This is a genomic window from Terriglobus sp. ADX1, from assembly GCF_036877645.1.
Taxonomy (GTDB): domain Bacteria; phylum Acidobacteriota; class Terriglobia; order Terriglobales; family Acidobacteriaceae; genus Terriglobus.
This window is the reverse complement of record NZ_JAEDXV010000033.1, coordinates 1-13482: the sequence shown is the minus strand read 5'-3', so window position 1 is coordinate 13482 and position 13482 is coordinate 1. Positions and strand designations below refer to the sequence as shown.

At 58.3% G+C, this 13482-nt stretch carries 13 protein-coding genes and 1 pseudogene; 9 read left to right on the top strand and 5 right to left on the bottom strand.

The features are described from left to right. The first annotated feature begins 4 nt into the window (after positions 1 to 4). The 6 genes from hisD to hisF all read left to right on the top strand — a co-directional run bounded on the left by hisD (position 5) and on the right by hisF (position 5263). Entirely contained in the window at positions 5 to 1276 is a 1272-nt protein-coding gene (gene hisD / locus JAO32_RS17225) for a histidinol dehydrogenase (protein WP_334242679.1), read from the top strand. Beyond that, positions 1273 to 2400 (top strand): histidinol-phosphate transaminase, encoded by a 1128-nt coding sequence (hisC, locus tag JAO32_RS17220; RefSeq protein ID WP_334242677.1) that lies wholly within the window; start codon positions 1273 to 1275, stop codon positions 2398 to 2400. Before hisD ends, hisC begins: the two co-directional genes overlap by 4 nt. Further along, the gene (hisB, locus tag JAO32_RS17215) at positions 2393 to 3103 is read left to right on the top strand and encodes an imidazoleglycerol-phosphate dehydratase HisB (protein WP_334242674.1); all 711 of its coding nucleotides are present in this window, start codon (positions 2393 to 2395) and stop codon (positions 3101 to 3103) included. The genes hisC and hisB overlap by 8 nt, the downstream gene beginning before the upstream one ends. Before the next feature lie 413 nt (positions 3104 to 3516). Further along, a complete protein-coding gene (gene hisH, locus JAO32_RS17210; protein ID WP_334242672.1) occupies positions 3517 to 4125 on the top strand; it encodes an imidazole glycerol phosphate synthase subunit HisH in 609 nt (202 codons plus the stop codon). A gap of 2 nt (positions 4126 to 4127) precedes the next feature. Then, a complete protein-coding gene (locus JAO32_RS17205) occupies positions 4128 to 4496 on the top strand; it encodes a hypothetical protein (protein WP_334242670.1) in 369 nt (122 codons plus the stop codon). Beyond that, positions 4490 to 5263 (top strand): imidazole glycerol phosphate synthase subunit HisF, encoded by a 774-nt coding sequence (hisF, locus tag JAO32_RS17200; protein WP_334242668.1) that lies wholly within the window; start codon positions 4490 to 4492, stop codon positions 5261 to 5263. The genes JAO32_RS17205 and hisF overlap by 7 nt, the downstream gene beginning before the upstream one ends. Positions 5264 to 5278: 15 nt before the next feature. Here hisF and JAO32_RS17195 read toward each other — a convergent pair whose 3' ends face one another. Continuing rightward, complete coding sequence (locus JAO32_RS17195; protein WP_334242666.1) at positions 5279 to 6229, bottom strand: glycoside hydrolase family 43 protein; 951 nt, start codon at positions 6227 to 6229, stop codon at positions 5279 to 5281. Positions 6230 to 6280: 51 nt separating this feature from the next. Then, the gene (locus tag JAO32_RS17190) at positions 6281 to 6715 is read right to left on the bottom strand and encodes a pyridoxamine 5'-phosphate oxidase family protein (protein WP_334242665.1); all 435 of its coding nucleotides are present in this window, start codon (positions 6713 to 6715) and stop codon (positions 6281 to 6283) included. 100 nt (positions 6716 to 6815) lie between these two features. On the opposite strand from JAO32_RS17190, the gene JAO32_RS17185 reads away from it, so the two are divergent. Further along, complete coding sequence (locus JAO32_RS17185) at positions 6816 to 9524, top strand: MGH1-like glycoside hydrolase domain-containing protein (protein WP_334242663.1); 2709 nt, start codon at positions 6816 to 6818, stop codon at positions 9522 to 9524. A 39-nt stretch (positions 9525 to 9563) separates the two neighbouring features. Next, positions 9564 to 10265, top strand: coding sequence for a 1-(5-phosphoribosyl)-5-[(5-phosphoribosylamino)methylideneamino]imidazole-4-carboxamide isomerase (locus tag JAO32_RS17180; protein WP_334242661.1), 702 nt, complete (start codon positions 9564 to 9566; stop codon positions 10263 to 10265). A gap of 76 nt (positions 10266 to 10341) precedes the next feature. Here the strand turns inward: JAO32_RS17180 and JAO32_RS17175 are convergent, their stop codons facing one another. From JAO32_RS17175 to JAO32_RS17165, 3 genes are all read right to left on the bottom strand, one after another. Then, on the bottom strand, positions 10342 to 10791 hold the full coding sequence (locus JAO32_RS17175) for a response regulator (RefSeq protein ID WP_334242660.1): 450 nt from the start codon (positions 10789 to 10791) through the stop codon (positions 10342 to 10344). Continuing rightward, on the bottom strand, positions 10788 to 11954 hold the full coding sequence (locus tag JAO32_RS17170) for a two-component system sensor histidine kinase NtrB (protein WP_334242658.1): 1167 nt from the start codon (positions 11952 to 11954) through the stop codon (positions 10788 to 10790). Before JAO32_RS17170 ends, JAO32_RS17175 begins: the two co-directional genes overlap by 4 nt. Before the next feature lie 128 nt (positions 11955 to 12082). Then, positions 12083 to 13126, bottom strand: a complete 1044-nt coding sequence (locus JAO32_RS17165) for a VWA domain-containing protein (RefSeq protein ID WP_334242656.1) — start codon at positions 13124 to 13126, stop codon at positions 12083 to 12085. Between the two features lie 155 nt (positions 13127 to 13281). Here JAO32_RS17165 and JAO32_RS17160 point away from each other — a divergent pair. Next, positions 13282 to 13482, top strand: a pseudogene (locus JAO32_RS17160) (VWA domain-containing protein); the annotation flags it as partial.

Below are 13482 nucleotides of genomic sequence, written 5' to 3'. Positions count from 1 at the left end.
ACCAATGAAGCTCATCAAGACCACAGGCCGCACTAAAGCAACCGCCTACGAACTCCTCGCCACACTCGAACGCCGCGGCGCAGTCAAAACCGCCGAAGTCGAACCCGTCGTTCGCAAGATCATGCGCGACGTACAAAAAAACGGCGATAAGGCGCTGCTGAAATACGCAACGCAGTTCGATGCATTACAGCCGAAGCAGCCCATCCGCGTCACTACGGAAGAAATGCAGCAGGCCTGGAATGAAACATCGCCTGAACTGCAGCAAGCTCTACAGACCGCAGCAGAAAACATCCGCAGCTTCGCCGAACAACAAAAGGCTGAAGAATGGATGACGCAGAACACACCCGGCGTCACAGTAGGCCAGATCGTGCGCCCACTTGAATCCGTTGGCTGCTACGTCCCCGGTGGCCGCTTCCCTCTGCCTTCCACACTGCTGATGACGGCAATCCCCGCATCCGTCGCAGGCGTGAAGCGCATCGTCGTATGCAGCCCCAAACCCGCACGCGAAACACTCGCCGCAGCGCACCTCGCAGGCATCACAGAGATGTACCGCACCGGCGGCGCGCAGGCCATCGCAGCACTCGCGTATGGCACGCAGACCATCACGCATGTCGATAAGATCGTTGGCCCCGGCAACCTCTACGTCACAGCCGCCAAGATCATCGCCAGCACCGAGTGCGGCATCGACATGCCCGCAGGCCCAACGGAAATTGTCGTCACCAGCGAGAAAGGCAACGCCGCAGGCATCGCTGCAGACCTCGTCGCGCAAGCCGAGCACGACCCCGAAACCCTCGCCGTCTTCGTCACCGCAACCGAACAGCTCGCACGCGAAGTAGTGAACGAAACTAAGCTTCAGGCCAAGGGCAACAAGCTCGCCGAGATCTCGTTGAAAGCACGCGGCACCGTCTTCCTCTGCGGCTCCGTGGAAGAGACACACATCATCACCAACCGCCTCGCGCCCGAGCACCTCACCGTCGACAGCGACAAGGACCTCAAGTGGGTTCTCAACGCAGGCAGCGTCTTCATCGGCAACTACTCGCCGCAATCCATGGGCGACTACATCAGCGGCCCCAACCACGTTCTGCCCACAGGCCGCGTTGGCCGCATGCGTGGCGGCCTCAGCGTCAACGACTTCCTCAAAGTCATCACCGTGCAGAACTACACGCGCAGCGGCCTCGCAACACTCGCGCCGCACGCCATCGCACTTGCTGAGGCAGAAGGCCTCATCGCGCACGCCAACTCCGTGCGCATTCGCAGAAAAGGAGGCAAACGATGAGCGACATTCAACCCCGCCGCGCCATCCTCGCCATGCCGGAGTATCACCCACCCCTTGGTGGCCGCGACGCATTGCGCCTCGACTTCAACGAGAATACGCACGCCCCCTCACCGCGTGTACGCGAAGCCCTCAGCACACTCTCGCTCGAAAGCTTCACCATCTATCCCGAACGCGCACCGGTCGAAGCAAAAGTAGCCGAACACTATGGCCTCAAGCCGGAGCAGGTATTGCTGGCCAACGGCACCGACGAAGGCATTCACCTCGTCACCTACACCTTCCTCGAAGAAGGTGACGAATGTCTCTTCGCCACGCCATCGTTCTTCATGTACGACGTCAACGCCATGGCGATGGGCGCGAAGCTCGTTCGCATCCAGATGGACGACACGCTGCAGTTCCCCTACCAGCGCATGCTCGACGCCATCACACCCAATACCAAGCTCATCATCCTGTGCTCGCCGAACAACCCAACCGGCAACACCATCACGCGCGAACAGATCCGCACTATCGCCAAAGCCGCACCACACGCGGTCATCCTCGTCGACGAAGCCTACTTCCACTTCTTCGGCGAATCCGCAATGGACGACCTCATCAGCGGCGAACTAACCAACATCCTCATCGCACGCACTTTCAGCAAGGCGTACGGCCTTGCCAACCTGCGCGTCGGCGCCATCGCCGGACCAGTTAACCTGATTAACTATCTGCGCAAGGCCAGCTCGCCTTACAACGTCAACGGCATCGCACTCACTGCAGTCAACGCCAGCGTGGACGACACCGAATACATCGACTGGTACGTGCAGCAAATCAACGAGGGCCGTGAACGCGTCTACAAGGCGCTCGCCAACATGAAGGTGCCCTACTGGCAGTCGCACGCCAACTTCGTGCTGATGCACATTGGCCCGCGCCACAAGGAATTTGTGGAAGGCATGCGCGCTCGTGGCGTACTCGTCCGCGACCGCAGCAGCGACCCCGGCCTCGATGGCTGCGTCCGCATCACCATCGGCCTTGAAGATCAAATCACCACCGGCATCGCCGCTCTGCGCGATACGCTTGCAGGTATGGGATGGACGCCCGCCGAAGTCAACAAGCCGGAAACAGCACCCAAGGAGACACCCGACTATGAGTAACGAACAGAACGGCAGCGACCTCCACACCGCACCGGCATACACCGAAGCATTCCCCAACGCACCGGGAACCCCTGCGTCAACGGGTGCCCCACGTCTCGCTTCTGAGACGTGGGTTCCGCGCATCGCAGAGATTGATCGCAACACCACCGAAACCAAGATCAAGCTGCGCCTCAACCTCGACGGCCAGGGCACCTACAACGTCCGCACCGGCATCCGCTTCTTTGACCACATGCTGGAACTCTTCACGCGCCACGGCGGCTTCGATCTTGACCTCGTTTGCAACGGCGACCTCGACGTCGACCAGCACCACACCGTAGAAGACGTAGGCATCGCTCTTGGTGAAGCCTTCGACAAGGCGCTCGGCGACAAGAAGGGCATCCTCCGCGCAGGCTACTTCGTCATGGCCATGGACGAGACTCTCGCCGTCGCCGCCATCGACATCAGCGGCCGCGTCGGCTACGCCGTAGACGACCAGGTCAACGTGCCCATCGTCGGCGATCTGCAAACCGAACTCGTCACCGACTTCTTCGACGGCTTCGCCCGCGGCGGTCGCTGCAACGTCCACGTAAAAACCATGTACGGCCGCAGCAATCACCACAAGATCGAAGCCATCTTCAAAGCCTTCGCCCGAGCCCTGCGCGGAGCAGTAAGCCGCGACGAACGCATGAAAGACCTGCTGCCCAGCACCAAGGGACTGCTCTAACGAACACGCCCGGAGGCCATGATGGAGAAGAGGTCAAAGCTGGATTTTGTGCCAATTGCGATTGGCAGTTTTGCCATCGCTTATCCACTGGCCTCCATCGCGTTCGCACAGGTGCATTATCGAGTCACATCTCATAACATCAGCCCCTCAACGGAAGCTGGGATTCTCTTGGGAACATTTCCAATTTGTTTACTGTGCACGCTTGCCTTAATACTTTCGAGAAAAGCTCACGGCAGCCGACGCATGATCGGGATTGTTTGTTCACTTATCGGTGGACTACTAAATCTTCTATTTTTCTGCGCGGTCGGCGTTTCCGACTAGTGCGCTGAAACTTCACAACAAGCGCCGTTGGCGCTCAACACCGAGCCCGCTGACTTGCTGACTCGCTAACTTGCTGACTGGCTGAATTTCTTATGATCCAGGTAATCGACTACAAAGCCGGCAATCTCACCAGCGTAGTTAAGGCACTTAACTATCTCGGTGCAGAAACCAACATCACGCAATCACCTGACGACGTTCGCAAGGCCGACAAGATCGTCCTTCCCGGCGTTGGCCACTTCCAGGCCACGCAGCTTCTGCACGACCTTCAACTCACCGAGGCCACACGCGAAGCCATCGCACACGGCGTGCCCTTCCTCGGCATCTGCGTGGGACTGCAGTGGCTCTATCAAGGCTCCACGGAAGCGGAAAGCACTGACGGCCTCTGCGCCTTCGGCGGCAAGTGCGAACGCTTCCCCGCCACCTTCAACGGAGCAGAACTCAAAAGCCCGCACGTCGGCTGGAACTCTCTCGAGGACATCCGCCCAGACAGCAAGCTGCTGCGCGGCATCACCCCGGGCGAGTTCGTCTATTACACCCACTCCTGGCGAGCGCCCATCAGCCGCGATACCGCAGCCTCCACCAGCTACGGCGGCCCATTCACCGCAGCGGTCGAACGAGACAACGTAATGGGCGTCCAGTTCCACCCAGAAAAATCGGGCGACACCGGCCTCAAACTACTACGTAACTTCGTGGAGTTGTAACCATGACTGTCCCCAAGAAGAACAACGGCCTCTTATTCTTACTTGGGTTCCTCATGGCGGCAGATAGCCTTTGGGGGCTGCTCGCAATCATGATGTTTGGCTTTGATTCATTCAACGAGATCAGTCTCGCGGTTTGTTTCTTGGCACCGCTGCCTGTCTATCTTTTAGTTCTTTATTCTGTCCCGCTTGCGGCAGTAGGAGCATGGCTTCTTTTCTTTGCCACATGGATCACACGGTGCTTTATTTCAAAGCCGCCAACTCTCATCTCCCCGATCATGGCGTGGTTTCCAGATGTAGTTCCCTGTGTTGCAATCGCTTTAACCTATATCTGGATTGCAGGCAATAAAAACAAGAAGGACTCTTCATGCTGACCAAACGCATCATCGCCTGCCTCGACGTCCGCGCCGGACGCGTCGTCAAAGGCATCCAGTTCCTCGATATCATCGATGCCGGTGACCCCGCCGAACTTGCGCATCGCCACGCCGCGGCAGGCGCGGATGAAATCGTGCTGCTCGACATCACCGCCACACATGAAGGCCGCGGCACGTTGATTGACACGGTAAAACGCACCGCCGCGGAACTCTTCATCCCGTTCACCGTCGGCGGCGGCATCCGCAGCGCTGAAGATGCAGAAGCCGTATTCCTCGCAGGCGCAGACAAGGTCAGCATCAACAGCTCTGCCATCGCGCGACCCGAACTCATCGGCGAAATCGGCAGCAGCTTCGGCGCACAGGCGGTCATCGTGGCCATCGATGCAAAGCGCAACAACGAATCAAGCGACCCCATCGGCGACGCCGAAGTCTACGTCAGCGGTGGCCGCAAGAACACAGGCCTGAAAGTTGTCGAATGGGCCATCGAAGCCGAGCAGCGCGGCGCAGGCGAAATCCTGCTCACCAGCATGGACGCCGACGGCACACGCGCAGGCTTTGATGACGAACTCACCGCACGCGTCTCGCAGGCCGTGCAGATCCCCGTCATCGCCAGCGGTGGTGCAGGCAATGCACAACACTTCGCCAACGTCTTCGGCGCAGGCAAAGCCGACGCCGCACTCGCCGCCAGCATCTTCCACTTCGGCATCACCGATAGCTGGGCCCTCAAGCGCGAACTACAACAACACGGCGTCCCGGTCCGCTTGTAGCAATAACAAAGCCGATCAGTGCAAACTGATCGGCCCATCCTTCTGCGGCACACCAAACACCGGCACGCTATCCTTCCACGTAAATCGCTGCACCCTCACTGCGCGATTCCGTGGCGTGGGATCATCCTTAGCCTTCGCCGCATACAACAACCACCAGCCGTCGGCATCCTCTGCAAACGTACCGCGCCCCGGCCCGTAGATACCGTTCGCAGGACTCGCCTCAAACACCGGCTGCGGAGTCTTCACCCAGTTCGTACGCACCAACGGATCGCCACCGCGAAACGTCAGCAATCCAAGACAATACCGTGGCGACGCCGTATCGCTACCCGAGTACACAACGAATGTCTTACCCGCGTGATACAGCGCTGTAGGCCCTTCATTCACGGGATAATTCTTCGTCGTACCCGCACCACGTTCCCACGGATATTCCGGCTCCGCAATCAAAACCTTCTCACCCACCGGCTGCAACGGTGACGACAACTTCGTCATCCAGATCGCATTCTCACCGCGATCCACCGTCACATACATCAGGTACGGCACGCCTTTCACCATCAGCAACGACGGATCAATCGAAGGTCTTCCCAGCTCCAACGCACCATGAAATGTATAGCTACCAAACACATCCTTCGTGTCTGACGACAACACGAAGATGGCATGATCGCCTTTGTTCATGCGGGCCGTGAAGTAGATCCACCACTTCCCCTGCATCTGCCACAGCGTAGGCGACCACAACTGATCCATCCCCTCAGGCGCAGTGAACACCACCTTCGCATCCTGCGCCGCTGTCACGACACTCGGACCACTCCAGAGCGTAATGTTGTTGCCCGTAGTCGCCAGCAACACATACTTGCTCTGCACCGGATGCAGCGTAATGAAAGGGTCCGCATGGTCCAGGATCGGATTCGTCTGCGCCACCGCGCCACCCGCACCCAGCACACACAACAGCAAAACGCGAAGAAGTTTCATCCGCCAATTCCAAGCCAACATGCCGTCGCGGTCAAGCACGGATGAGCGCCACTAAACCGCCACGGTTCCCTCTTCTTCGCCGTCCCAATACGTAATCCGTGAAGCATGTGCCTTAATCAACACCACCCCCGGCGTATCCACGCCCTCGGGAAACCAGCGTTCCAGATCGCTCTGCCAATGCTCTTCAAACACGGCTTTGTCGCGAATCAACTCGGCCTTCGCCTCAACCGCAATGAAGATCGGAGGCTTGCCCAACAGTCCGCCCTTGCCCTGGAGCGAAAGCGCCACACGCGGGTCAGCCTCAATCTCCTTCACCACATGCGTCTCTTCGGATGTGAAGAACCACGAGTCACCGTCATACTCCACGTCTCCGTTATTGCTCATCGGTCGCAATGCGATCCGCCCATCCGCGGCTTTCGTTGCCAGCATGGTGAAGTCAATATCTGCAATCTTCTTCGCCAGGTCCTTCATCGTCATCTCAGCCATGAGCATTCCCTCCACTTCATCGCACCGTAGGATGCAACTAACAGGAATGTGGTATGCCCCTTCTTTGTGACCTATCGGACACTTGTGCATCAAAAAACCCATGTCTCATGTGACCGCCGAAGAGCATCGCCTGGAAGAAAACCACACACGCCAAAAGAACTGGCAACGCTGGGGCACGTACCTGCCGGAACGCCAGTGGGGTACCGTGCGCGAAGACTACTCTGCCGACGGTAATGTATGGACCAGCTTCCCATATGAGATGGCGCAATACCGCGCCTATCGCTGGGGCGAGGATGGCCTCCTCGGATGGACAGATCGCCAGTGCCGCCTCTGCTTCTCAACAGCTCTGTGGAACGACCAGGACTCACACCTGAAGGAGCGCCTCTTCGGCCTCGGCAATCAGGAGGGCAACCACGGCGAAGACGTGAAAGAGCAGTTCTACTACCTCGACGCCACGCCCACACACAGCTACTGCAAGGCGCTCTACAAGTATCCGCAACGCGCCTTCCCCTACCAGCAACTGCGCGAAGAAAACAAACGTCGCGGCTATAACGATCTCGAATACGAATTACTCGACACCGGCATCTTCGACGAAAGCCGTTACTTCGACATCCTCATCGAGTACGCGAAGGCGGACGACGAAGACACGCTCATCCGCATCACCGCATCCAATCGCGGACCCGACGCTGCACCGCTCTACCTTCTGCCCACGCTGACGCTGCGCAACAATTGGTCGTGGCGCAACCTTGAAGCAACAGGCAAGACGCGGCCCATCATCCGCAAACGCGCAGAAACTGGCGTGCGTGCCATCCACAAGGTGCTTGGCACATATAACTTTTACGCACTCACCGGCAGCCAACTTGCACCCAGCGAGCTTCTCTTCACAGAAAACGACACCAACTTCTTCCGCCTCGACCCCAACTACAAAGGCGAGCCGCATTACAGTAAAGATGGCTTTGATCGCTACATCGTTCACGGCGACAAGAATGCTGTCAAAGCAACAGAAGGCACACGCTGCGCGCTGCTCTATCAAGACATCATTCCCGCAGGCGAAAGCCGCACGCTCTATCTGCGTCTCGTCCGCCTGCCAACAGCAGACATGCCGCATCCGCCGCGCATTGAAGCAGAGCAAGCCGCCGCAATCTTCGAACAACGCATCGCAGAAGCCAACGAGTTCTACGCCGCAAAAATTCCGCACGAAGCCACACCGGAAGAACGCAACGTCTCACGCCAGGCCTACGCTGGTCTACTGTGGTGCAAGCAGTTCTACTACTTCATCGCACAGCAGTGGATGAGCGGCGACGCGACACAGATTGCACCGCCACCACGCAACAAGAAGTCAGCAGAGTGGCGTCACCTTTTCTGTCGCGACGTCCTTTCCATGCCTGACAAGTGGGAGTATCCATGGTTCGCCGCATGGGACACAGCATTCCACATGCTCCCCATGGCGCAGATCGACCCGGAGTTCGCCAAGAACCAACTCCTGCTTTTACTGCGTGAGTGGTACATGCACCCCAACGGGCAAATGCCCGCATACGAATTTGCATTCGGTGACGTCAACCCGCCCGTGCACGCATGGGCCGTATGGCACGTCTACCGTCTCGGCTTCGACAACAAAAAAGAAGGCGACGTCGAGTTCCTTGAACGCGCCTTCCAGAAGCTGCTGCTCAACTTCACATGGTGGGTCAACCGCAACGATCAGTATGGCCGCAACCTCTTCGGCGGCGGCTTCCTCGGCCTTGATAACATCGGCGTCTTCGACCGGTCCATCCCTCTGCCTGACGACACCTGCCTGCATCAAGCCGACGGCACGGCATGGATGGGCCTCTACTGCTCCGTCATGCTCACCATGGCTCTGGAACTCGCGCATCGTCGTTCCACCGCGTATGAAGACATCGCCAACAAGTTCTTTGAGCACTACATCTCCATCATCGACGCCATCAACTCCGTCGACGCAAATGGCCTATGGGATGAGGAAGAAGGCTTCTATTTCGACCGCCTCGAAAAAGTTGACGGCAGCAACTCCATCGCACTTAAGGCACGCAGCCTCGTCGGCATCGCCCCGCTCTACGCCGTCTGCATCCTGAAGAAAAGTACCGTCAAAGGCCTGAACGATTTCAAGAAGCGCACCGACTGGTTCCTTGACTACAAGACGGAACTCAAGAACTACGTCGCAACCGCAAAGAGCGGCAATCCGGAAATCGACAGCTCACGCTGGATCGCCATTGCACCGCGCGACCGCATGGAACGCATCCTGCGCCGCGTCTTCGACGAGTCAGAGTTCCTCTCGCCACACGGCATCCGCGGCCTTTCACGCCATCACCTTGAACATCCGTTCGAGACTGAAATCCACGGCCAGCGCTTCACCGTACGTTACGTACCCGCAGAGGGCGACAGCGGCATGTTCGGCGGCAACAGCAACTGGCGCGGCCCCGTCTGGTTCCCCATGAACATGCTGCTTATCACCGCACTCGAACGCTACTACCTCGTCTACGGCAACAGCTTCACCATGGAATACCCAACCGGAAGCGGACAGCAGAAGACCTTTGTCGAAATCGCCGAAGACATCGCCCGCCGCATGGTGAACCTCTTCCTTCCAGACAAGGACGGCTACCGCCCCAGCCACGGCCGCGAACACCGCTATGCTGACGATACCCACTGGAAAGACCTCATTCTCTTCAGCGAGTACTTCGACGGCGACACAGGCCGCGGCGTGGGCGCATCACACCAAACCGGCTGGACCGCACTTGCCGCCACACTCATCCACGGCCTGTACACGCGCCGAGCCGTCCGCAACCGCGCCCAATAGTGGCGGCCACCACCGCAAAGCTGCGACACTATATGCGTCATGCTTATTCCTTCCATTGACCTCATGGGCGGCCGCATCGTCCAGCTTGTCCAGGGTGAAAAACTCAAGCTCGCTTTTGACGATTTCGATTACTGGATCGACCGCTTCTCCAAGTACCCGCTCGTCCAGCTCATCGATCTCGACGCGGCCATGCGCCAGGGCGACAACCGCGCACTCATCCAGCAGTTCACCAGCAAGCTCACCTGCCAGGTGGGCGGCGGCCTCCGCACTGCGGATGACGGTAAAGCGATGCTCGATCTCGGAGCGAAGCGCGTCATCTACGGTTCCACGCTCTTCGGCGGCGACAACGAAGCCGACCGCAAGCGTCACCCGGTCATGAACCTCAACTTCGCAGAGTCGCTCAACAAGACACTCGGCGAAGACCAGCTCGTCTTCTCCGTCGACACCAAGGGCGGCAAGGTCGCCGTCAAAGGCTGGAAGGAAAGCGTCGACCTCACGCCAGAGGAAGCCGTCACCTGGCTTGAGAACGACTGCGCCGCGTTCCTCTACACTCATGTCGACACCGAAGGCACCATGTCCGGCTTCCCCATGGACATCGCCGGCATCCTGCGCGCCTGCACCGCAAAGCAGTTGATCGTAGCCGGGGGCATCAAGGAAAAGAAGGAAGTCGACGACCTCGACGCCATGGGCGTTGACGCCGTAGCAGGCATGGCCGTCTACAGCGGAGCCATGGAAGCGTAAGTCAACAGCTGCCACAAAATACATAAGGGCATTGGCGCGAGCCATGCCCTTAATTGGTATGTAAATACGTTCAAACTTACCGGCGCCGCCCCAGGTTCTCCAGTGTCTTAATCAACTTGTCTGGATGAATCGGCTTGGCTTCCAGTGCAAACGGCAGATCCCTATCTTCAATCAACTGGCTCGTACCAGCCTGCCCGGAAAACAACAGCACCAGCACCGTGGGCAGCATCTCCTGCACCGCCACCGCAAGGTCAATGCCGTTGGTTCCCGGCATCATCACGTCTGACAGCAGGAAGTCCGGCAGGAAATTCTCCGCCAGCTTCAACGCGTCATTGGCCGAATACGCGCCGAACGCATCGTAGCCATGAATATTCAGAATCTGCACTACCGTATCGGTGATCAGACGTTCGTCATCCACCACCAATACACGTCGTCTGCGCGGAGCAGACTGCTCACCAAAATGCGTAGCTACATCACGCGGCGGCGGGGGAAACGCCGAATCGCCATCCAGGCGAAGGATGCTCATGCATTGCCTCTTTCAGCAGCAACGGCATTCTGCGTCAGACCGTTCTCATACGGCAGAAAGATGCGGAACGTGGTGCCATGATCTTCGGCATCCGTGTTGCTGGTCACAGCAATACTACCGCGATGGTCTTCCACAAACTGCCTGGAAAGCCACAGACCAATTCCGGTGCCACGCTGTTCTTTCGTCGTGAAAAATGGCTCGAAGATCTTTTCCAGCAACTCCGAGGAAATACCTGTACCTGTATCCGCCATCTGCACACGCACACCATTCGCGGGCGCATCGCCCTCCGGCGTCACGGAGACAGACAGATCGCCTCCCTGCGGCATGGCATCAATTGCATTCGCCACCAGGTTCGAGAACAACTGTGTCAGTTCACCCTTTCGCATCGTCAGGGGCTGTGCCGGTTGATAGTCACGATGCACGTCGATCCCGCTATACGCCAGTTTCGCGCCGTATACCGTGAGAACTTCATCCAGCAACACGCTCACCGGAAAATTCACCGGCACCGCCGTCTCGCGGAAATACCCCAGCGTCTGCCGCGCAATCAGCGACACTCGCTCAATCTCCTGCTCCGCCAACCGCAGATACTCGCGCACCTGATCATTCACGGTAGGACTCAACCGTGCCAGGTAAATCAGGTTCACCACAGCTTCCAGGGGATTGTTAATCTCGTGCGCAATCGTCGCGGCCATGCGTCCCGTGGCGACAATCTTTTCCGTCTCCACCAGTCGCCGCTCAAATTCCTTGCGCTCTGAGATGTCGCGGGCAATCTTCGAGGCGCCCACCACCTTACCATTCGCATCCCGCACCGGCGAAATCGTCAGCGACAACGACAGCAACTTACCGGACTTTGCCAAACGCGTCGTCTCAAAGTGTTCAATGCGCTCGCCGTTTCGCAACCGTGCAATGATCGTCTTCTCTTCGTCCCGTAGCTCTTCAGGAATCAGCGTCAGGATCGACTTGCCGATGATCTCCTCAGGCTTGTAGCCGAAGATGCGTTCTGCCGCACTGTTCCAGCTTGTAATGGTGCCGTCCAGATCTTTGCTGATAATGGCATCGTCCGACGACTCTACAATCGCCGCCAGCAACGAATTTGCCTGCGGCCCAACTTCCGCCAGCGGCTGGCTGGAAGACTTGTCTTTTGATTCGCTGCCCTGCGTCACTACTCAAGACCAGTCGGTCACGAAATACACCTTCGGACCGCATCTTCCTCCGGGAAAACTTTCCTGCGTTTCCACCTAAGATAGCGCGGTTACGAAAAAAGATGCACATAGGTCTTAAAGACCGGTTGTTACTCCGTATTTGAATCCGCCATCGCGTAATAGCCCTTGCGCGCCTGGATCTTCACATCCTTGCCGCACGAGATCGCAATGTTGCGGAACGTCCCGTCGAACTTCTGATTCTTCGGCGTGTAGCTGATCAGGTACTGCGTCCGCAATTCATCGCTGATCTGCGCAAAGGCATCGTCCAGCTTCTTGCCGTTGTGCCCCACGTTGATCACGCGGCCGCCCGTTTCCTTCGTCAGCTTGTCCATGTCGCCTGCGGGATTGCCCATGGTATACACCGGCCCACCCATACCAAAGCCAAATCCGCCCGAGTCGCTGATCAGGATTACGTAGATGATCGTGTTCGCCTTCTGCGCCGCTTCAATGGCTTCCTTCAACTTCACCTGGCTGCCCTGATCGCCGCCATCGGTCAGCATCACAATGACCTTGCGCCCGGCCTCGTCGTGCAGCTTCTCATGCGTCGCCAAGTACACCGCGTCATACAGCAGTGTGCCCCTCGGTGTGGAATTGCCCGTCACCGAACCGGTACCCGCCCCCGTGTTGATCTGAGCCTTGTTCATCGCCCTGCGCAACGCCGCAGGACTGTTCGTGTAATCCGCCAACAGATCTACGTTGATGTCGAACGAGATCAGAAACGCCTCATCCTTCGGCGTCAGCACATCCTTCAAGAACGTTGCGCCGCTCTCCTGTTCCAGCGGCAGCACATTCTGTTGCGACCCGCTCGTATCCAGCAGAATGCCAATCGTCAGCGGCAGCTTCTTTTCCTGCGTGAAGTTCTTAATCACCTGAGGATCGTTGTTCTCCGTCAGCGAACAGTCATCCTTATGCAACCCGGTCAGGAACCCGCCCTTATCGCGCGCAGAAAAGTAGGTGTTCACCAGGTTCACCTGAACCTTCAGCGTCTGCCCATCGGCAATCACTTCTTCCTGTTTCGGAGCGGAACTCGCAGGTGGAGGCCCCATCGGCGAAGGAGCATCCTGCGCCCACGCAGAGGCGGCAAATGACATCACGGCAGCAAGGGCAAGGGCAGAAAAGCGCAGAGGACGCATACAACTCATTGGACGAGACACCACGCCCCGAAGTCTACGACAACGATGCACCCCGCCGCTGCGTCCAACAGGAAAGGAACCGCCAGATTCCGCCGTGAAACCCTCGGCTGATACTCTTGGTGGGACAGTTGCGTTCGTATTGAAGGAGTTTTGTCTTGGTAAAGCTTGGATTGGCAGCGGTGTTGGCAACAGGTCTGGCGGCGGGTCTGGTTACGGTAGCAGGCGCACAGGCGGGTCAGCAGCAGGCCATCCCTGACAGCCCTCGTCCCAACGTCATTCCGCAGGCCGCTGGCGTCACCCCCGGTAAGGGCATCACGACCAGCACCAGCACCGACGACGGCGGCAACGGCGGCGTC

What these genes read in the sequence shown, in the direction of transcription:
- hisD (WP_334242679.1), top strand. Translation starts at nt 5, where the DNA reads ATGAAGCTCATCAAGACCACAGGCCGCACTAAAGCAACCGCCTACGAA.
- hisC (WP_334242677.1), top strand. Translation starts at nt 1,273, where the DNA reads ATGAGCGACATTCAACCCCGCCGCGCCATCCTCGCCATGCCGGAGTAT.
- hisB (WP_334242674.1), top strand. Translation starts at nt 2,393, where the DNA reads ATGAGTAACGAACAGAACGGCAGCGACCTCCACACCGCACCGGCATAC.
- hisH (WP_334242672.1), top strand. Translation starts at nt 3,517, where the DNA reads ATGATCCAGGTAATCGACTACAAAGCCGGCAATCTCACCAGCGTAGTT.
- JAO32_RS17205 (WP_334242670.1), top strand. Translation starts at nt 4,128, where the DNA reads ATGACTGTCCCCAAGAAGAACAACGGCCTCTTATTCTTACTTGGGTTC.
- hisF (WP_334242668.1), top strand. Translation starts at nt 4,490, where the DNA reads ATGCTGACCAAACGCATCATCGCCTGCCTCGACGTCCGCGCCGGACGC.
- JAO32_RS17195 (WP_334242666.1), bottom strand. Translation starts at nt 6,229, where the DNA reads ATGAAACTTCTTCGCGTTTTGCTGTTGTGTGTGCTGGGTGCGGGTGGC.
- JAO32_RS17190 (WP_334242665.1), bottom strand. Translation starts at nt 6,715, where the DNA reads ATGGCTGAGATGACGATGAAGGACCTGGCGAAGAAGATTGCAGATATT.
- JAO32_RS17185 (WP_334242663.1), top strand. Translation starts at nt 6,816, where the DNA reads ATGTCTCATGTGACCGCCGAAGAGCATCGCCTGGAAGAAAACCACACA.
- JAO32_RS17180 (WP_334242661.1), top strand. Translation starts at nt 9,564, where the DNA reads ATGCTTATTCCTTCCATTGACCTCATGGGCGGCCGCATCGTCCAGCTT.
- JAO32_RS17175 (WP_334242660.1), bottom strand. Translation starts at nt 10,791, where the DNA reads ATGAGCATCCTTCGCCTGGATGGCGATTCGGCGTTTCCCCCGCCGCCG.
- JAO32_RS17165 (WP_334242656.1), bottom strand. Translation starts at nt 13,126, where the DNA reads ATGCGTCCTCTGCGCTTTTCTGCCCTTGCCCTTGCTGCCGTGATGTCA.